This window comes from Enterococcus saigonensis (genome assembly GCF_011397115.1).
Lineage (GTDB): Bacteria > Bacillota > Bacilli > Lactobacillales > Enterococcaceae > Enterococcus_C > Enterococcus_C saigonensis.
The window spans coordinates 40,680-60,627 of record NZ_AP022823.1; the positions used below are offsets into that span (position 1 = coordinate 40,680).

A 19,948-nucleotide genomic window follows, 5' to 3' on the forward strand; every position below is an offset into this window, starting at 1 on the left:
CCTCTTAAATTGTATGTTGGATTATTTTCAAATAATTAATACCAAAGATACACTGTTCATATAAAAATGATATAATATTTGACTCATTGACTAATAGATTACTGTTGTAATACTTTGATAAAAGTTCGTTAAATTTCATAAATACATTTTCGGGTATTGATAATAGTCCTAAACCGTTGCTAAACATAATCTTATTCGCAATCAACAAGGCTGTACCCACATTGCCATTCCAGAATATTTGATTTTTCGAAATAAATAGAAACAGATGCAAAGCTTTTTCCGTCTCTGATATCTCTTGACTCATTATCTTGTGATATTGATTCTTTACATCATCTTCAGTTAATATTGGTGGCACATATCTTCCTTGAATAGTCGATACTTCTACCCCACCGGATCGTATTTCACCGGGAAAAAGCGCATCTTCCGCTGCAACGATCCGATTAATCCGCTTACTTGTCTCTAACAGGGGCTCCTGTACGTCATTTAAAAGCATTTCAAAGCCTCTTTTTAAGTTAACTACGGTCAGGACATCATATACAGCAACGTTATTGGTCCGATTATACTTAATAATCTCTTCTGTTTGTAATAGCGTTGTATTCAATCCTTCAAACTTTCCCGCATTATACACCAGTTCCACAATGTTTTTCTTCAATAAATACACCAATTCTTTGCGAGATAAGTGGTATTTATCAGGAAAGTTAGGCTGCTTTTCTTCGTTCATTTTCTCACCTATTTAATTTTTCCTTCTATTATATAGGGCGTTATTCTGTCATAGATCCAAACTCTTTACTGCGGTATCTTTGTCTTCCTGGGTGATCCCAATATAGCGTAAGGTCTCCCGTTGTGAAGAATGGTTTAGCAGCGACTGAATGATCTCTGTTTTGGTTCCTTGCTTGTACAAAAAATAGCCAAAGGTCTTACGCATCGAATGGGGACCAATTTCTTTCAACCCGACCGCCGTTCCTGCTTCATGAATGATCCGCCAAAGGCTTTGTCGGGTCAAAGGCGTATCTGCTCCTTTTCGACTTGGAAACAAATAATTACTGAAGTCTTGTGCTTGCAGCTGCTCAGTAAATTCTGATTGAACATAATCAAGAATCACTTTTCGCAATTTGTTCGAAATGAAGACCGAATTGTGTTTAGCTGTTTTTTGTTCCTTCATGGCCAGACGTTCTTTGACAATCACCCGGCCACGGGAAATTTCTAAAACGTCACTTAATTTTAACTGTCTTAAATCGGAGATTCGATACGCTGTATTGATCCCGATCGAAAAAAGCACCAAATTTCGTTGCCCATATTTTCCGGAAGCCAAAATGGCCTTCATGGCATCGATCTTTTTTTTGTCGCGAATCGGTTCCACGCTCTTCATTTTTAGTCCCCTCTCAAATGTTACTTAATATGATTATAACAGACAATAAGTCACATTTAAACAAGCTATAGAAAAAAGGCGCTAAAAGAAAAGTGATTTCCTCTTAGAGCCTCTAAGGATGGAGCGATTTTAACGAATGTGACAGAATCAGTTTGTGTCACATCAGTAAAATTTATGGAATATATTTAAGCAGATACTTTTTAATAGCACTTTTCTCAGAATGTCTTGCATAAGACCATTAAAATCAATGATTTTTATTCTCTACATTTGATATTTTATCTGATAGATAATCAGTGATCACCAAAAGCACACCAAACGTCAACATTACATCTGCAATATTAAATACAGGGAAATTTAGAAAATCAAGACGTAGCATGTCAACTACATAGCCAATCCTTATTCGATCTACTAAGTTTCCCAATGCACCTGCAATAATAAAATTCAGGCCACTCGTCAGAATCTTTTTTTTACTTTTTAACATTAGCCAACCCAACATAGCGATTATGGGCACCGATATAACAATCAATAAGTTTGTATTATTACTCAAAATCCCCCAAGCTGCCCCACTATTTTGAATATAGGTCAGTGAAAAAATATCGGGAATAATGACTCTTTCTTCATATAATGCAAAAATATTAACTGTCAATAATTTAGCAATCTGATCTACACTTAGAAGAACGAATATTGATATTACACTTACAAATAACATGAAAGCCCTCATCATCTAAATATTTATTTATTGAATAAATTTGAAAGTTTTTCCCATAACAACAATATAGTTTCCTTGTTATTAAAAAAAGGTATTTGCACAGTATCTAAATTTTCAAATAATCCAGCTGCCTGATCATAATAATCTGCTAAGAATGTAGCTTGTTCATTCAAAAGAGCATTTGCTTCTTCAATATTGCCATTAGCTATTAGATCTTTGATTGTTTGTAAAATTTCTTCTCTATTCATTGAGTTCCTCCGTATCAAAATATTTACCTCAATTACTTAACACATCAGCTAATAATCACAAATTAACACTGATAAAGATAAATGATACTATAATTAAAACTAGGAATATTTGAGTTAAACAGCCTAAGCAGCCTCTGTTACTTCTATAGGAACCATGATTACCATGATGTTCTTTTTTGTAAGTGTTACTTTTATGGTGGTCATCTCTATAATAATCTTTTTTGTGATGGTGTCCCACAAAATTCACCCTCTTCCATAGTGTGTTCAAACAGAACTTTTAAAATAGTTTTTATATGTTCATCATTCAAGGAGTAGTACATATACTTTCCTTTACGCTCTGCTGAAACCATCCTATTACTTTTCAACTTAGAAAGATGATGCGATGTTGCTGTGTGTGATCTTTGGACCAATGACTGTAATTCAGAGACATTTCTTTCTTGTTTCGACAAAAAAAACAGTATTTTTAGTCTGGTTCGATCATTGAGTACTTTTACGATTTTCTGGGCTCCCTCAACTGATCTTTCTAAATCCTTATTTTTCATTTAGAATCTCCGTCCTATAATTTTCACATTTCTTTTTGAGGAATTAATAATCTCAATCCGTTAAAAATAACCAACACAGTACTTCCTTCGTGAGCTAAAACTCCTATTCCTATAGTCATTTTACCTAAAAAGTTTAATGATATTAATAGCAACACAATAAACATTGAAAAGATAATATTCTGCCAGACAATTTTATTTAATCGTCTAGATACTTTATGAGCATAAACTAAATTCGATATGTCATTCTTCATTAGAACCACATCCGCTACATCGATAGCAACATCCGTTCCATCGCCCATAGCAATTCCTACATCCGCATTAACTAAAGCTGGCGCATCATTGACTCCGTCACCTACCATTGCAGTTAGTCCATATGAATCCTGTTGCTGTTTAACAATTTTCGCCTTATCTTCCGGTAAAACATTAGCAATTACTTGACCAATCTTTAGCTCATTGCCAATCGATTCACCCGTAAGTTTAGCATCTCCTGTAATTAAAGTAGTGTGAACACCTTGATCATTGAAGTATTCTATTGCATCTTTTGCATTCGAGTTAGGGACATCCATTAATGCAATTAAACCTATAACTTCCTTATTAATTGCTATTAAAACAACAGTCTTTCCGTCTTTTGAATACTCATTAACTTTTTCTTTTATGTTTTTATCATAACTGTTAAATTCCGAAGGTTTAGAAATTCTATACTCATTATCATTGAAAGTTGATACTAATCCTCTGCCAACCTCATTTTCTACTGATAGTGTTTTTGTCTCCGTATGTGGAAAATTACTAACTATAGCAGTCGCTAAAGGATGATTTGATTCTTTTTCCATTGATACAATAACGTCGATTACCTCTTCTTCGTCGACCCCATCAATGAAATATTGATTTGTAACAACGGGTTTTCCTTTCGTCAAAGTCCCTGTTTTGTCAAAAGAAATAGCTTTAAGTTCCCCTAAATTAGATAAAAATGATCCCCCTTTAAACAGTACACCTCTCTTAGCTAAATTAGAAATCGCTGATAAAGTAGCTGGTACCGCACTAGCTGCTAATGCGCAAGGTGAAGATGAAATTAAAAATACAATACTTCGATATAAAGTTACATTCCAGCTCCATCCAAAAACTGTTGGACCCAAGACCAATATAAATGGGAAAATCATCAATACTAAGGTCACATACTTGGGCTCTAACCTCTTTATGGTTGTTGCTGTTTTACTCAAATTTTTCTGCGATTGATCAACTAGTTTTAATATTTTTGCAAATACAGTATCACTACTATCTTTTGAAACTTCCATAACAAATGAACCGGTACCATTAATTGTACTTCCGAATACATCGTCACCCACTGTTTTTTCTTTTGGAATACTTTCACCGTTTATAGACGACTCATCGATTGATGTTGTTCCAGAGATTATTTTCCCATCTGTAGGCACTTGTCCTCCATTTAAAACTTGCACTTTATCTCCGACCACTAATTGATCAACTGACACGACTTCAACAGAGTTGTCAGTTGATATTCTTCTAGCTTCAGTGGGATTTAGCTTTAGTAGATTCGTAATTTCTCTCTTACTCTTACCCTCAGCGTAATCTTCTAAGAAATGTGCTCCGGCAAAAATCAAAATCAATAGACCGGCTTCCTCAAAACTACCAATAATCATTGCGGCAGCTGCTGCTAATACCATTAAAAAATGAATATTAGGCATGAATTTTTTCGTTCTCAAACTATCTTTTATTGTATCTCCAAAGCCCTCTATGATTACATGGTACCCTGCAGAAACCACCGTAATACTAAATAACATGTTAGAAAGTATAAGTAGATCTTCTCCTAAAAATAGAGCAATTAAAAATGTGATTAACCCTATGAAGTAAAAATATACTGGGATATTCCCATGGCTATGATCGTGTTCTTCATTATGTTTATGCTCAGTGCCTCCATGGTTACTAGTCTTGTTTTTAAGAGAATGATTTTTGTTGTTGATTTCTTCTTTGTCCATTTACGTTACCTCCTAAATATTGTTTATGATTAATCATAGTTTTTGAATTCTTTGTTTTCATTCAAAATCTCATCTACATTTCGCCGATAAAAATCATGCTCTTTCAGCCACTCCTTAAAGCTCCCCTCAGATAACTGATAGATTCCTTTTATTTCTTGGTTATTGAAACCTAAGCTAAGTAATTTTAAATATTTCTCTAAAGTTAAGTCTCCAATTTTTTTGTTTTTGGAGTTATATCCTAGAAACTGTCCCAACAACTGAATTTCTTTTTTTAGTTCTGTATGATCACTATCTAACCAGTTAGGATTTTCATTTAAAAGCTTAATCAATTTTCTCCGTATTTCTTTTTTTCTTTCTTTTGACATCTTACTCATCCTTTAGTTAATATAAGAATATTATAAATGATTAATCAAACATATGTCAAATCATTCATATGCATTTTAAAAAAATTACGGTTTTTCTTCTGTGCAATCAGCTTCGATCGATTGCTTTTGAATATATACCATCGATTTCCACCTAAATTTACGTCGATATCTAAAACATATTCTATAAATGAGATTAAAGTGTTTTGAAAAATATTGAAATAATTACCTAATTTATATTCTTGGCGAATTTTAAAATGAACTTAGCCACTTCATAAAACGCCGATTGTAAAATTAAGCTAGACAACTAAAAAAGTCATTTGTGCTACACTCAAAATAGTTCCGTCCAAAGAATTATAAGGAGTGAGTACAAATGACCTATACCCATCTTACAACGGATGAACTTGTAATGATAGAGTCTTATTTCAAAATAAATCAATCTGTTGCGAAAACTGCGCATTGCTTGAATCGTTCAAGACAAACGATCCATAAAGTATACCTGTTCTTCAAGCAAGGAAAATCAGCCTTAGAGTACTATCAACAGTATAAGAAAAACAAATCAAACTGTGGTAGACGCCCGCTTGTTTTACCTGAGGAACAATCAGAATATATTCAAAGAAAGGTTGTTCAAGGATGGACACCCGATGTGATTGTTGGTCGTGCAGCGTTTCCTATTCGTTGTTCTGCTCGTACCATTTATCGTATGTTCAAAAAGGGGCTATTTAATCCTTCTGACTTACCGATGAAAGGCAAGCGTAAACCAAATGGACATCAAGAAAGACGTGGAAAACAAGCTTTCCGTCGCTCTATTCATGAACGTGAAAAAGATTATAGCCAATTCTCAAATGAGTTTGGTCACCTTGAAGGTGACACTATCGTAGGTTTGAAACATAAAAGTGCTGTAATTACCTTAGTTGAACGATTATCAAAAGTTATCATCACATTGAAACCGTGTGGTAGACAAGCGATTGATATTGAAAACAAATTAAATCATTGGTTTGAATCTGTACCGAAAAATCTATTCAAATCCATCACTTTTGATTGTGGAAAGGAATTTTCAAATTGGAAACAGATCAGTAATGCCAATGATATTGCCATTTATTTCGCTGATCCAGGAACGCCGTCTCAAAGAGGCCTAAACGAGAATTCTAACGGATTGTTACGTAGAGATGGTTTATTGAAATCTATGGATTTCAATTCAGTAGATGAATCTTTTATTCAATCTGTCGCATCGAAACGAAATAATATTCCTAGAAAATCACTGAATTATCGAACACCTTTGGAAGTATTTTTGAGTTACGTAAGTATTGATGATTTGTCTAACTTAATTTGACAATTAAGAAAATAAAAAAACATCATTGCCCAATTTCATGTATTATTGAAGTTCCTACACAATCAATAAAGGATGAAATGACAATGACGCAAACTGAGAATACCACATTTTTACGCAAAGGCAAACACCTTGATTATGAAGAACGAAATAAAATTGAAGCTTGGAAACAAATCGATCGCCCTTTGTCGAATCGTGCGATCGCAAAATTACTCGGACGTGCCCCTCAAACCATTCATAGCGAAGTAAAAGACGGTACGGTTCGCCAAATCAGGCGCCAAGTCCAAAATGGTAAAACCTACGAATATGAATCGTTTGTTTATTCCGCAGATGCTGGTCAAGCCGCTTACGAAAACGCACGAACAAATTCTCGCAAACAACCGAAATGGGTTTCTTCGCCAAAGTTCATGGCGTATGCCGATCATCAAATGAAGACAGAAAAACAAGCGCCTGATGTCGTTGTTGGTCGTGCAAAGAAACTCGGCTTGTTTCCAAATGAGACAATCCCTTGTACCACAACCCTTTACACCTATATTGATCTCGGCTGGCTGGAAACAAAAAATATTGATCTGCATCTCAAGGTTCGACGAAACACCAAGCGATCACAGAGTAGGAAGAATAAAAAAATTCTCGGCGATTTGATCGAAAATCGACCAGATATTGTCGATACTCGTGAACGTTTTGGTGATTGGGAAATTGATACGGTGAACGGACTGCGCGTTGGCAAAGACCAAGCATTGCTTACATTGATCGAACGTAAAACACGTTACGAAATAATCATCAAAATCGATGGAAAAGCAGCTAATCCAGTTGATCGTGCACTGACTACTTTAAAAGAAGCTGCGGGCAACGATTTCGAAGTGCTTTTCAAAACGATTACTTCAGATAATGGTGCTGAATTCGCTGGTCTAACCACACTTCTTAAAGATATTACGGAAGTTTATTTCACCCATCCCTATTCTTCATGGGAACGAGGGACCAACGAAAATCATAATGGGATGATTCGCCGTTTTATACCGAAAGGAACACGTATGGAAGATGTAGCGTTGACTACCATTCGTCGTGTACAGGATTGGATGAACAATTTGCCGAGAAGAATATTGGGTTACGCCACTCCGCGTGAGTGTTTATTGAACGAGCTATCGGAGCTATCCTTAGCCGCTAGATAACCATCAAAAACTAAATAACCAATGAATTTCAATAAGTGGCTAACTTGCACTTGAAATTTGGGAATTTATATTCTTTATACTTGTCTTTAACGTATTAAAAGATAATTCTATTACTTCGAATAATTTAAAAAAAGTGTATAAATCCAGTAAAAAATCTAGCGTAATAAAGCATACTGCCTTAAACACTAGATTTCTCTAAAATAATAAACATGAAATTCTATAAGCCTATATAAGTCGCTGGGTCCACAAAACCGGACCACAATCCAGTAGACATGCCCAAGTGCAGATGAACTCCAGTAGAATTACCCGTCGTTCCCATCCCTCCTAAGTATTCTCTTGAAGAGACTGACTGGCCTACTGATACCGCCGGTGGGGTACTCATATGCATATAATAACTATACATACCGTTAGAGTGTTTTATAATCACATGATTTCCAGTAGACGGTCCATAACCTGCTGCAACAACTTCTCCGGAATTAATTGAAAAAATTGGAGTTCCAGTAGATCCGGTAAAATCTAAACCATCATGTTGATTTCCAGAATATCCTGTGGGATCTGAGCGAAACCCAAATCGGCTTGAAATATTAATAGAATCTAGAGGCCTACTCCAACCAGTATTTGACGAACTAGACTCCTCGGTTGATAGAACATCTTTTTCTTTGGAAGATAAATCTACGTTGCTTTTTTCTTCATTCGATACAACATTTTCTTCAGATTTACTTGTCTCGCTTGGATTTTCTTTTGTAGCTTTTTCATCAACCAATTCCGCATTCTCTGCTGAATTATCAATAATTGTCTCTCGTTTCTTAGATACTTCCAAATCAGCCATTCTCTTAGCGTCTTCTTCAATTTTTCGTTGCTTTTCCAAAGCCTCTAAAGCTAATTTCTTTTTCTTTTCTGCCTCATCTCTTTCCTCAATGAGTTTCTGTTTCTTTTCTTCTTCAGTATTTAAAGATAGGGATAATTCAGCTAACTCTAATTCTTGTCCCAATTTGATATCAACTAAGTTTCTTTGTTTCTTATCTAATTCAGCAGACTGATCTTCAATGTCAGTTAGTTTTTTTTCTAATTCTTTTTCAAGTGCAACACTCTTTTTTATATCCATCTGCTGCTGTTCTACTACACCGTTACTCGCGTTCATAATCGTAATAGAGGCAACGGCTTTATTTATTGCATCACTAATAGATTCTGAGCTAAGTAATGTCTCTATTAAACTATTAGATGAATCAGAAGTTTGAATATCTCTAGCTTGATTTCTTAGCAATTCTTTTCTTTTGTTAATCTTTATTGTCAGCTCCGTTATTTCTTTAGAAATTTCATTTGCTTTTTTTTCCGTAACTGATTTATTTTCAAGTATTTCTTTAATCTCGGCATCAATTTTCTTAATTGAATTATCAGTATCTAACTTTTGCTCCTCTATGGTCTTTGTTTCTTTCTTTATCACGTCAATTTTCTGTTCCTGTTTACCAATCTCATTATCTATATCCTCCGCATATGCAGAAACCACCGACATAGAAAACAACATCAAAATACTGGAAATAAAAATATTTTTTTTCACAAAAATTCTCCTATACTTTTGATAAATATTATTTATATAAAGCATAGCAAATAGAATAAACAATACTCGAAATAATAGAATTTAAAACAAATAGAAACAAATAGAAATATTTTGTCATATTTTTGAAATACAAGTAACCGATTTTGATAGTAATCCGATGGATACTCAACAATATCTGATTACACCTTGTAGCATTAAAAAAGATATACAACTCCTTGTTAAGCTTTTCTTATCCTATCTCAGCTTTACATAAATGGGGGGATTAAAGGACTTTAGTCAATTAATTAAAATAAGTTTATCCTCAATTAATTCTCCTTGTAATTCTCATCTTAGTAATATATTTCTTAAATTGAAATATCAGAGACTTTTAAATCTAAAAATCAAGTACATTTACAGTTCATGAGTAAGCAGTGACTTCCTACAAATCATTCCCATTGGAAGCAATAACCCCTTTGTACCAATAAAAGGATTTCTTCTTGTATCTTTCAAAGTTTCCGCTCTGGTTGTCATTTCTATTGACATAAATCAATCCATATCTCTTTTTCATTTCCCCTGTGCTTGAACTGACAATATCTATAGGGCTCCAAACCATGTAGCCCCAGATTTCGACACCCTCATATATTGCTTGCTTCATTTGGAATGGCAACAGTTTTTTTGACAAATTTTATAAGGTGCAGAACTTCTTTCCGTATGCTATTCCGATTGTCCTTGACAATGAGCCTCCTCGGATGTGACGATCTTCGGCAGGAGCTAACAGTTAAAGTTAGACTGCCTCGCTAGCGTTAGCACATCCGAGCTCATTATCAAGGATTCGCTGCGCCAATCTCTGGTTACGGTAACCAACCGGTGTCTCGTAGCCAAGTGTACCGTGCAACCGAAGGTGGTTCCACCAATTGACATAGTCAAATAACTCCAAATCCAATTGTTGTAAGGTTTCAAATGTGTATTGATAGACAAATTCTACTTTCAACGACTTATAAGTTGATTCAGCTACGGCATTATCAAAAGGACAGCCTTTATGACTCAATGATCGATTGATGTCAAAAGTTGTTAATAATTCATCAATAGCTTGGTTATCAAACTCTTTTCCACGATCAGTATGAAAAATCTCAACCTCTGTCAGAGGTTGTTTGATACGGCTAAATGCTTTTTTTACTAGAACGGCATCTTTATGTTTTCCACAAGAATAGCCGAGAATTTCTCGATTGAACAGATCCAAAATGAAACAGACATAATTCCATTTTTTCCCGACTCGTACATAAGTCAAGTCTGTTACGATCGCTTCTAATGGGTTGTCTCTTAAGAATTTACGATTCAATACGTTTGTCGTTTTGGCTTCATTGCAAGTAGAATGATGTACTTTAAAATAAGCAACAGTATAGCTCGATTTTAATCCTCTATTTTTCATGATTCTACTAATTTTTCGTCGGCTGATCCGAATGCCTCGTTTTGATAAGGATTTTTTTATTTTTCTTGAGCCGTAGGCCTTTCGGCTGCGGATAAATTCTTCAGCGACTGCTTCTTCAAGTTCTGATTCGTCTTTCTTTGGTTTTGATTGATAATAATAGGACTGACGTGATAGACCTAATATTCTGCACATCGCTGATATAGGGTAAAGATGCTTATTCGCATCGATTACTTGTCTCTTCGTCCGAATATCAGCGCTGCTTGCTTTAAAATATCATTTTCCATTTCTAATTGCTGGTTTCTTTTACGTAGTTCTAACAATTCTTTTTGTTCAGGCGTAAGATTATCTTTTTCCTTGAATGAACTACTCGTTTTAGATTGCTTTACCCATTTGTCAAATGCTGAAGCCGTTAGTTCATATTCTCGAATGATTTCTACACGTGGCTTTCCAGCTAAGTAAAGATTGACGATTTGTTGCTTGAATTCTTGTGAAAAAGTTCTTCGTGTTCTATTAGACATAAAAATTCCTCCTGGTATGTTTTCTTCTAGTCTACACACCTTAATTTTTCTGTCTAGTTAATTGTAGCCTATCCAACTTAAGATTAATGACACTAAATTAACAGACTATACGTAGTATCTATTTGCTATGACCATATCTTATATCCATAAGTCAACTCAGCCGGACTAAAAGGGCTAATCTTACTAGAACACAAGCTGCACTTGATATGCAAATTAACCCTGAATCGGAAAGGTGCTTAAATTGGATATTAACGGAGGGATAAAGTAAAATTTATCTCTAGGGAATGTTTAGAAAGGATCCAAGTTCCTTAACAAGTGACAATTAGTAATGTAGTAACAACGATAGATTGTATGCCGAACATTTCAATTTGATACGTATAAAAAACGATTTCAAGCTCATCCGTGATAAATAACCCACATGAATGATTTGAAATCGTCTTAAAATGCTTTATTTTATAACCCAAAATAGAATAATTACTTCAAAATGACGTCGCATATCACTATTAATGATTAATCGATGACTTCCATAATCATTTTAAGTTCCCCGGATGTTAAATCCTCGCTAAAAATGCCAGTAACTTTTTGTCCAGGTCCAATTTCCTTTGATGATAGGTTTAACAAAGAGATAGGGATATAGATTAATCCGTTTTGTTTCAAAGACAGAGCCAATATTTTTTTCCTTGTTCGAATAGCTGCATCATAGCGAAGAGAAGAGTAAACACCTCTGCCAACAATAGAAATATGCTTCCCCAATAATAAATCAAGGCTACCTATTACTTGTAATTTCTGAAAGGTCGTCCCATCCGTTTTGATTTGAATATCCTGTAAATTTATTTTCCTGTCTAAGGCATCTTGAAAAAACAAGTGTGTGCCTCTGCGATAATCAATGCCACAGAGGTGCATAAAATTAGTTGTCGAAAAAATAATCGCTACCGTTGAGACTTCTCCGACAAAGGATACTTTTTTATCTACAAAATGTTCTTGTAAGAGATGGGCAGCCTTATAAATCGCGTTTAACTGTCTGGTAATTTGGGTTGTCTCTTTTATAGACATACGTTTGTATTCTTTTTTTGCCACGTGCGAAGAATGCTCCTTTTTCCCAATAAAAAAAGCTGCTCAAAAGAGCAGCCTTTTGTACAGGTTTAGTTTTGGTGCTTGCCACCCGCCGGACCCTTACGTTCCGGATTTGTATCGAGTTTAGTTTTGGTGCTCGCCACCCGCCGGACCCTTATGTTCCGGATTTATATCAAGTTGACTATGAGCCTGCTCTCATTTGTATATATAATATACCAAAAAAAGGTTGATTTGTCCAATACTGTGGGTGATTATAACCGTCTTACTGTGCTTATCTATTATATAATACAATCAAAAACCTAACCGAAAATTTAATAACGTTTCACTGATTTCATCTTCATTAATTCCGATGTAGCGTTTGGTAATCTTCTCGCTGCTGTGACCAAAGATTTCCATTAAGGTGGCCACGTCTTTGGTTTTCTTGTAATAGTGGTAACCAAAGGTTTTTCGTAGGGTGTGGGTGCCGATATCGTCCCTTCCTAACAGCTTCGCGACCTTTTGAAACATCTGGTAGACCGTATTGACTTCTAAATGGCCGCCCTTAGTACTGGGAAACAAGTAAGCCTCCGGATCTAAGGGTGCGGTATAGCCGTGAATCAAGTCCTGTAAGCTGCTTAAGTATAAAATGCGTGTTTTCCCTGTCTTTTGCTCCACGATGCGCGGGTTTTTTGAGGTAATCACGTCTTTTTTCTTGAGTTTGACGATGTCGGACATGCGCAGACCGCTGTTAATTCCAATTAGAAACAAGAAAACGTCACGTTCCGCATTTTTATTCCGTCGCAGGCAAAATAAAAAATCATTAATCTCCTGTTGCGACCGTAGTGGCTGAACATTATAGCCCATGACAATCCCTCCTTTTTAATCTGTTCGAATACATTATTATAGTTATTATAACACTAAATCGTGTGTTTGGGGGGAGTAAAAAAAAGAACCCTATAGGTATAGGATTCTTGATACATGATTTTATACAATTTCATGTGTCTTGTATTCAAGTCACGCCACAAGAGTATGGTTGACATATCATTTTGACTTTGAACATCTAGATAAATATAAATAAATAATAGAGATAAAAAATGTAGTGTAATCCTTAATTATCTCTATTACTCGATTAATTTGAAGGTGTGCAATCATTCTTTAGACTGCCCTTAGCAATCGAAGTCCATTCAAAATAACAACCAATGTACTTCCTTCATGAATAATGACACTGATGGCAATATCCGTTAAGCCCAAGAAACTAACGACAATTAAAAAAGCAACAACGGCCATTGAAAAAATAATATTCTGCCAAATAACACGGTTCATTTTCGAAGAAATATTATGAGATTGTACCAATTTTGATAAATTGTTTTGCATTAAAACTAAATCAGATACCTCTACTGCCACATCAGTCCCATCTCCCATAGCGATTCCCACATCTGCATTAACAAGAGCAGGAGCATCATTTACACCGTCTCCAACCATGGCGGTCACACCGTATTTTTCTTTTTGTTCGTCTATTATTCTGGATTTGTCTTCCGGCATGACATTTGCAATCACTTCATCTATTCCCAATTGTTTAGCAACCGCTTTTCCCGTCATTTCTGAGTCACCAGTAATTAATGTGGTGTGTATACCTTGTTTTCTGAAATACTCAATGGTTGCTTTTGCATGTTCACTTGGAATGTCCATGAGGGCAATAAGGCCTAGAACCTCTTCATCTACTGCTACGTACACGACTGTCTTACCTTCTGAAGCCCATTCATTATTTAAACGACTATACTCATCTGAAACATCATCAAACGAAGTCGGTTTTCCTATACGATAATTTCTCCCTTTGTAATCTCCTGTCAATCCTTTACCAATCTGGTTTTCTACATCAATAGTTAGTTTGTTTTTTTGCTCAAACTTTCTTAGAATAGCATCTGCTAAAGGGTGATTGGATTCTTTTTCAAGAGCTACTACGATATCAATCATGTTTTCTTCGTTCACGGAATCAGCAAAATAATAATTGGTTACTTCAGGTTTTCCTTTGGTCAAGGTGCCCGTCTTATCAAATGCAATTGCTTTAATATCGGCTAATTGAGACAGGTAAGAACTACCTTTTGAAAGGACTCCTTTTTTGGCTAAATTAGAAGTCGTCGATAGCGTTGCCGAGACAGTAGCTGCTGCTAAAGCACACGGTGAAGCTGCAACTAAAAGGACTAATCCTCTATAGACACTTTGTGACCATGTCCAATCAAGTAGAAAAGGTGCCAATAACATGAATAACGGAATGGCAATTAAAACAACTGTGACGTATTTGGGTTCAAATTTTTGGATAATACTCGCAGCTTTTGTTTGGTTATCTTGGTTCTGGTTCACTAATTGTAAAATTTTTGAAAATACTGTATCTTCGTTTTCTTTGGTGACTTTCATCGTGAAGCTACCTGTTCCATTAATTGTACTCCCGAAGACGCCATCTCCTTTGTATTTCTCTTTCGGGATACTTTCTCCATTAATAGACGACTCATCAATGGATGTAGATCCAGACAAAATGACGCCATCAATAGGTACTTGATCGCCATTCAAAACTTGAAGTTGATCTCCCACTTTTAATTCACTGACATCTACATTTTTTGTACTGCCATCAGGTAGGATTAACCGGGCAGTCGTTGGATTCATTTCGAGTAATTTCGTTATTTCTCGTTTGCTTCTTCCTTCTGCATAATCTTCCAAAAAATGTGCTCCAGAAAAAATAAGAATCAATAATGTTCCTTCCCAAAAATTCCCCATTAAAGAAGCTCCGATTGCCGCTAATCCCATTAAAATATGAGAATTAGGCATGAACTTTTTTTGGTTTTTTGAGTTCTCAATTGTTTCTCCAAGGCCTTCAAGAACAATGACATGATACCCAGCGCTGATTGTAGCGATTGAGAACAAAACATTTTGTAGCAACTGATAATCTTCATTCAAAAATAGAGCAATCACTGCTAATGCTAAACCAACAAAGTACAAAACGACTGGCATTTTCCCATGATCATGATCGTGACCGTGGTTGTGATTATGCTTTTCTTGAGACTGTTGTTTTTGGACAGTTTCCATTTCTATTGCCTCCCTATATAATTTATAAGTCCTTTGTTTTCCATCATTTACTTCTTGAATCACAAAAATTTCCGCTATTTCTGGATCCTTTCGTCTATTCCAAAAGTAAATCGTAATGAATCTACTTTACATATGACTAACTAATCATATGTTTGTATTCTCATTTTATATCGCTATATACGTTTTGTCAAGATAAAGAGAACGCAACTTCTCTTTTATAAACAAAAGATTAGCATTGTTTCGCTCATATGGTAATATAGATATGAACGAAAGGTCATATGAAAGGAATAAAAACACTATGGATATAAAAACAACTTCTCCAATCGATAAAGAATCTATTCTGTCAATAAGCAAACTATTTAAGGTGATTAGTGATCCTACACGATTGTCGGTTCTCTTTCTTTTACAGAAAAAAGAGTGTAGTGTTGGAAATATCGCTATTTCTCTGGACATGGAACAGTCTGCTATTTCTCATCAATTAAAAACGTTGAAAGACGCACGCTTAGTAAAATCAAGAAGAGAAGGAAAAAGTATGCTTTACAGTTTAGATGACCTTCATGTTTTTAGTATTCTCGAACAAGTTTTAACTCATGTCAGTGAATTAGAAAAATAAAACCAATTAGTTATGTAGCATACAAACTTAGGAGGTTTTTAAAATGTCAAAATCAGATAAAAATCATAATCACTCGCATCAGGATCAATCGAAAAAAAATATTAAAATTGCTTTCTTCATAAATTTTATTTTCTCCATAAGTGAATTTTTCTTTGGGTTTCTTTTCAATAGTGTGTCCATTATGTCTGACGCAGTTCATGATTTAGGGGACTCTATTTCAATTGGATTCGCTTGGTTTTTTCAAGGTTATTCAGAGAAAAAACAAGATGAACGGTTCACCTTTGGCTATAACCGATTTTCTTTACTGGGCGCGCTGATAACTGGCGTTGTGCTAATTAGTGGCTCGTTCTTTATGATCTATCGTAGTGTGCCACGTTTGCTTGACCCACAACCCGTAAATTATAGTGGCATGTTCTGGCTTTCTCTCGTAGCTATTGCATTGAATGGATATGCTGCTTGGATTTTAAGCAAAGGCACATCCAAAAATGAGGGTATGTTGAACCTCCATATGCTGGAAGACGTATTAGGGTGGATTGGAGTCTTGATTGTGAGTATTCTAATGAACTTTACCGAGGCATATCGTCTGGATCCTATCTTATCGATTTTGATTGCACTCTATATCCTCTACAAAACCATTCCTGAATTTTTCACCACAATGAAAATTTTATTGAATGGTTCGCCTGAAAATGTAAACGTAAAGAGCTTGGCGAATTCCATTAAAAATGTTCCTGCTGTAAAAGACCTCTCACATTTTCACATTTGGTCACTGGACGGGGAAGAAAACGCCCTTATCGTCACGGTTCTTATAGACCCTTCAGACATAGACAAGGCTAGGGAAATAAAAGAAGTAATTGCAGAAATCGCACATGAATCCAGTGTGAAAAATCATATCACAATAGAAATAACAACAAGTAAAGAAGAACTTGAGAAAGGATACTCCCACAACACTTAGGATAGTCCTACACTAAAAATACCTCATTATTTGAAAAGCAAAAAAGGCAGCGACTAAACAAATCGCTGCCTCTCTTTTTATCTTTCGTGATTATGATTTTTAAAAACCTAGTAGCGTTTGTATCGTCCCGTTCTCTACCAAGATAAAGATTCCTAATCCAATAAACACGATTGGAACAATGATTCGTTCATACTTTTCTAACGTTTCGGAAACAAAGGAAATTTTTGCCAACTTATAACTGATAAAGCAAAGAATCGCAATCGAGATAACGAATACTACTAAGGCAATTAAAATTTCTGAAAAAGCTAACGAAGTAAAGTAGGGAATATAAATCCCTAAATTGTCTCCACCTGACGCAATGGTTATTAAGGCAACAGTCCAGAATAACCGACTGGTTCCTCTAGATTCTAGTTTTTCAACGACTTCCTCTTCTTCTTCCTCCTCTTCGCCTATCACAGCGACACGGATACCTAAATAAATTGGAATTAATCCAAGAAGTCCAATGATCCAATCTTGCGGAATAAAATTCAGCACATAAGCAGCAAACAAACTTACAGCTACCAAAATGCCTGTTCCAAGATATTGACCCCAAAAAATGTGTCGAATACCTTTTTGTGTGTGACTTTGAGAAAAGATAATGAGCAAGATAAACAAATAATCAATGCTCGTAGAAATGTAAACAGCGATAGCTGAAAAAATACTTTGTAACAAAATAACTTCCTCCAAACTAAGATTTCATAGATAGATTTTCTGATAACTTTAAAAAAACACGAATAGCGGAAAGGATGTCTTCATTCGCTAAAGAGTAATAAACTACTTTTCCATCTTGACGTGATTTTGCCATTCCATGTTTTTTTAAAAAACGTAAATGGTGTGACGTTGTAGCGACACTAGCAGTAAGTATTTCTGCTAAATCACAGACGCACATTTCCTTATAGGTTTCTAAAGCATAGAAAATTTTAATTCTAGAAAAATCGCTGAAACATTTCCCTAACACAAGTAAGTTTGAAAAATCTTTTTGATCCAATTTATTTTTTATTCCATTTACTTTTTCTTTATGTACGACAGTCACTTGGCAAACTTTTTTCATTCATCTCACCTCACATTCAAACGATTGTTTGAATGAAGTATATCTATTTGATCACTCGTTAGTCAATCTACCTTAATTCCAATACACTGTTATAAGCAATTTCCTGTATTCACAACATCTTTGACGTACTTAAACAAGTACATTACAATAGTAAAAAAGATGTTAAAGGGAGGAATAGCTTATGTCTATCGTAAACCCTAGCCAAGCTAGAAAAGTCTTTTATCAACTATTGAAAGACGTCAACAAAACTAACGAACCCATTTATATCTCTGGCAAAAACGAAGAAAGTGAAGCAGTTATGGTCAGTAAAAAAGACTGGGACGCAATTCAAGAAACATTATACCTTCAATCTGCTGGCGTAGCAGATGTGATCCACCAGCGTGAACAAGAAAATGAGTTTGTTGCATTGGAGGATATCGATTGGGATACTCTGTAAAATTAGCAAAATCAGCTACAAAAGACCTGAAACATTTAAAAGGGGCTCATTTAGATCAAAAATTTAAAAATCTCATGGAAGTTTTAAAGGAGAATCCGTTCCAAAATCCCCCGCCTTATGAGAAATTAGTCGGAAATTTAAAAGATAAATATTCACGTCGTTTAAATATTCAGCACCGGGTGGTTTATTCGGTGGATAATGACGCCAAAGAAGTCATTATTTGGTCTACTTGGACGCACTATGAAAGATAGAAAAAACTTTTTAAAAAGTTTTTTCTATCTTTTTTGACTAAAAATATGAGATAAAAACAACCTTGCTAAAGCAATTTTCTCGATACACTACTTTATCTAATTTCATGTATCGAATTATATTACTTAGATAATGCGCCAATCTGTTAGTACAAAAAAAAGACAACGAGTTTTAATCGCTGTCTTTTTTTGTACTAACAATCAAACTATTTATTAATTAAATAAACTCAATACAGTTTGAATCGTACCATTTTCGATCAATATATAAATTCCTAAGCCAATAAACACTATAGGAACAAGGATTCGTTCATATTTTTCTAAGGTTTCGGAAACAAAAGAAATCTTGGCTAATTTGTAACTGATATAGCAAAGAACCGCAACAGAAATAGCAAATACGATTAGAGCGGTGACAATCTCTGAAAAAGATAACGAGGAAAAGTAAGGAATATAAATCCCTAAGTTATCGCCACCAGAAGCAATTGTTATTAAGGCAACGGTCCAAAAGAAGCGGTTTGTTCCTCTTGATTCAAGCTTTTCAACGACTTCCTCTTCTTCTTCCTCCTCTTCGCCAACCAATGCCACTCTGATTCCTAAGAAAATCGGAATTAGACCGAGAAGCCCAATGATCCAATCTTGCGGAATGAAATTCAGCACATATGCTGCAAATAAACTTACGGCTACTAAGATACCTGTTCCTAGATATTGACCCCAAAAAATCTGACGGAGCCCTTTTTTTGTATGACTTTGAGAAAAAATAATCAGCAAGATAAACAAATAATCAATGCTGGTAGAAATATAAACAGCGATAGCTGAAAAAATACTTTGTAACAAAATAACTTCCTCCAAACTAAGATTTCATAGATAGATTTTCTGATAACTTTAAAAAAACATGAATAGCGGAAAGGATGTCTTCATTCGCTAAAGAGTAATAAACTACTTTTCCATCTTGACGTGATTTTGCCATTCCATGTTTTTTTAAAAAACGTAAATGGTGTGACGTTGTAGCGACACTAGCATTAAGTATTTCTGCTAAATCACAGACACACATTTCCTTATAGGTTTCTAAAGCATAAAAAATTTTAATTCTAGAAGAATCGCTGAAACATTTACCTAACACAAGTAAATTTGAAAAATCTTTTTGATCCAATTTATTTTTTATTACATTTACTTTTTCTTTATGTACGATAGCCACTTGGCAAACTTTTTCCATTCATCTCACCTCACATTCAAACGATTGTTTGAATGAAGTATATCTATTTGATCACTCGTTT

Annotated in this window: 22 protein-coding genes and 1 pseudogene; 6 read left to right on the plus strand and 17 right to left on the minus strand. The window is 35.0% G+C overall.

Features of this window, described 5'->3' with window-relative positions; genetic code table 11:
• Positions 1-4 precede the first annotated feature (4 nt).
• The 7 genes from EsVE80_RS13420 to EsVE80_RS13450 form a co-directional block, all read right to left on the minus strand.
• Entirely contained in the window at positions 5-721 is a 717-nt protein-coding gene (locus EsVE80_RS13420; protein WP_173104231.1) for a Fic family protein, read from the minus strand.
• 48 nt (positions 722-769) lie between these two features.
• The gene (locus EsVE80_RS13425) at positions 770-1,369 is read right to left on the minus strand and encodes a tyrosine-type recombinase/integrase (protein WP_173104232.1); all 600 of its coding nucleotides are present in this window, start codon (positions 1,367-1,369) and stop codon (positions 770-772) included.
• A gap of 244 nt (positions 1,370-1,613) precedes the next feature.
• On the minus strand, positions 1,614-2,078 hold the full coding sequence (lspA, locus tag EsVE80_RS13430) for a signal peptidase II (protein ID WP_034706604.1): 465 nt from the start codon (positions 2,076-2,078) through the stop codon (positions 1,614-1,616).
• Positions 2,079-2,101: 23 nt separating this feature from the next.
• Complete coding sequence (locus EsVE80_RS13435) at positions 2,102-2,326, minus strand: hypothetical protein (protein ID WP_029486039.1); 225 nt, start codon at positions 2,324-2,326, stop codon at positions 2,102-2,104.
• Positions 2,327-2,532: 206 nt separating this feature from the next.
• On the minus strand, positions 2,533-2,868 hold the full coding sequence (locus EsVE80_RS13440; RefSeq protein ID WP_051661423.1) for an ArsR/SmtB family transcription factor: 336 nt from the start codon (positions 2,866-2,868) through the stop codon (positions 2,533-2,535).
• A gap of 23 nt (positions 2,869-2,891) precedes the next feature.
• Positions 2,892-4,859: a heavy metal translocating P-type ATPase gene (locus EsVE80_RS13445; protein WP_029486041.1), complete on the minus strand. Its 1,968-nt coding sequence runs from the start codon at positions 4,857-4,859 to the stop codon at positions 2,892-2,894.
• Between the two features lie 29 nt (positions 4,860-4,888).
• Positions 4,889-5,224, minus strand: a complete 336-nt coding sequence (locus EsVE80_RS13450) for a hypothetical protein (protein ID WP_029486042.1) — start codon at positions 5,222-5,224, stop codon at positions 4,889-4,891.
• Between the two features lie 370 nt (positions 5,225-5,594).
• Between EsVE80_RS13450 and EsVE80_RS13455 the strand changes: the two genes are divergently transcribed.
• Positions 5,595-6,554, plus strand: a complete 960-nt coding sequence (locus tag EsVE80_RS13455; protein WP_000222573.1) for an IS30 family transposase — start codon at positions 5,595-5,597, stop codon at positions 6,552-6,554.
• 83 nt (positions 6,555-6,637) lie between these two features.
• Positions 6,638-7,720 (plus strand): IS30 family transposase, encoded by a 1,083-nt coding sequence (locus tag EsVE80_RS13460; protein ID WP_173104233.1) that lies wholly within the window; start codon positions 6,638-6,640, stop codon positions 7,718-7,720.
• A 217-nt stretch (positions 7,721-7,937) separates the two neighbouring features.
• Here EsVE80_RS13460 and EsVE80_RS13465 read toward each other — a convergent pair whose 3' ends face one another.
• From EsVE80_RS13465 to EsVE80_RS13490, 6 genes and pseudogenes are all read right to left on the minus strand, one after another.
• Positions 7,938-9,278 (minus strand): peptidoglycan DD-metalloendopeptidase family protein, encoded by a 1,341-nt coding sequence (locus tag EsVE80_RS13465; protein WP_029486043.1) that lies wholly within the window; start codon positions 9,276-9,278, stop codon positions 7,938-7,940.
• A 418-nt stretch (positions 9,279-9,696) separates the two neighbouring features.
• Positions 9,697-9,915: pseudogene (locus EsVE80_RS13470) on the minus strand (family 1 glycosylhydrolase); the annotation flags it as partial.
• A 126-nt stretch (positions 9,916-10,041) separates the two neighbouring features.
• Positions 10,042-11,204, minus strand: a protein-coding gene (locus tag EsVE80_RS13475) for an IS3 family transposase (protein WP_173104234.1) whose coding sequence is annotated in 2 segments (ribosomal slippage) — positions 10,042-10,928 and positions 10,928-11,204 — 1,164 coding nt in all. Because the reading frame shifts where the segments join, the coding sequence is not laid out codon by codon here.
• A 510-nt stretch (positions 11,205-11,714) separates the two neighbouring features.
• Complete coding sequence (locus tag EsVE80_RS13480) at positions 11,715-12,257, minus strand: PBECR4 domain-containing protein (RefSeq protein ID WP_002301358.1); 543 nt, start codon at positions 12,255-12,257, stop codon at positions 11,715-11,717.
• A gap of 312 nt (positions 12,258-12,569) precedes the next feature.
• Complete coding sequence (locus EsVE80_RS13485; protein ID WP_002307628.1) at positions 12,570-13,121, minus strand: tyrosine-type recombinase/integrase; 552 nt, start codon at positions 13,119-13,121, stop codon at positions 12,570-12,572.
• 291 nt (positions 13,122-13,412) lie between these two features.
• Positions 13,413-15,338 (minus strand): heavy metal translocating P-type ATPase, encoded by a 1,926-nt coding sequence (locus EsVE80_RS13490; RefSeq protein ID WP_173104235.1) that lies wholly within the window; start codon positions 15,336-15,338, stop codon positions 13,413-13,415.
• A 298-nt stretch (positions 15,339-15,636) separates the two neighbouring features.
• Between EsVE80_RS13490 and EsVE80_RS13495 the strand changes: the two genes are divergently transcribed.
• The gene (locus EsVE80_RS13495; protein WP_068561834.1) at positions 15,637-15,951 is read left to right on the plus strand and encodes an ArsR/SmtB family transcription factor; all 315 of its coding nucleotides are present in this window, start codon (positions 15,637-15,639) and stop codon (positions 15,949-15,951) included.
• Positions 15,952-15,994: 43 nt separating this feature from the next.
• Positions 15,995-16,903, plus strand: a complete 909-nt coding sequence (locus EsVE80_RS13500) for a cation diffusion facilitator family transporter (protein WP_068561832.1) — start codon at positions 15,995-15,997, stop codon at positions 16,901-16,903.
• A gap of 99 nt (positions 16,904-17,002) precedes the next feature.
• Here the strand turns inward: EsVE80_RS13500 and EsVE80_RS13505 are convergent, their stop codons facing one another.
• Both EsVE80_RS13505 and EsVE80_RS13510 read right to left on the minus strand, forming a co-directional pair.
• Positions 17,003-17,614 carry a CadD family cadmium resistance transporter gene (locus EsVE80_RS13505; protein ID WP_034536057.1) on the minus strand — a complete coding sequence of 204 codons (612 nt, stop codon included), beginning with the start codon at positions 17,612-17,614 and terminating at the stop codon, positions 17,003-17,005.
• 16 nt (positions 17,615-17,630) lie between these two features.
• On the minus strand, positions 17,631-17,993 hold the full coding sequence (locus EsVE80_RS13510; protein WP_068561828.1) for an ArsR/SmtB family transcription factor: 363 nt from the start codon (positions 17,991-17,993) through the stop codon (positions 17,631-17,633).
• 181 nt (positions 17,994-18,174) lie between these two features.
• Between EsVE80_RS13510 and EsVE80_RS13515 the strand changes: the two genes are divergently transcribed.
• Positions 18,175-18,429, plus strand: coding sequence for a type II toxin-antitoxin system Phd/YefM family antitoxin (locus EsVE80_RS13515; protein ID WP_010620828.1), 255 nt, complete (start codon positions 18,175-18,177; stop codon positions 18,427-18,429).
• Complete coding sequence (locus EsVE80_RS13520) at positions 18,414-18,680, plus strand: Txe/YoeB family addiction module toxin (protein ID WP_161841584.1); 267 nt, start codon at positions 18,414-18,416, stop codon at positions 18,678-18,680. Before EsVE80_RS13515 ends, EsVE80_RS13520 begins: the two co-directional genes overlap by 16 nt.
• Positions 18,681-18,890: 210 nt before the next feature.
• Here the strand turns inward: EsVE80_RS13520 and EsVE80_RS13525 are convergent, their stop codons facing one another.
• Together EsVE80_RS13525 and EsVE80_RS13530 are read right to left on the minus strand one after the other, a co-directional pair.
• Positions 18,891-19,508, minus strand: coding sequence for a CadD family cadmium resistance transporter (locus EsVE80_RS13525; RefSeq protein ID WP_173104236.1), 618 nt, complete (start codon positions 19,506-19,508; stop codon positions 18,891-18,893).
• Positions 19,509-19,524: 16 nt separating this feature from the next.
• A complete protein-coding gene (locus EsVE80_RS13530) occupies positions 19,525-19,887 on the minus strand; it encodes an ArsR/SmtB family transcription factor (protein WP_173104237.1) in 363 nt (120 codons plus the stop codon).
• Positions 19,888-19,948 lie beyond the last annotated feature (61 nt).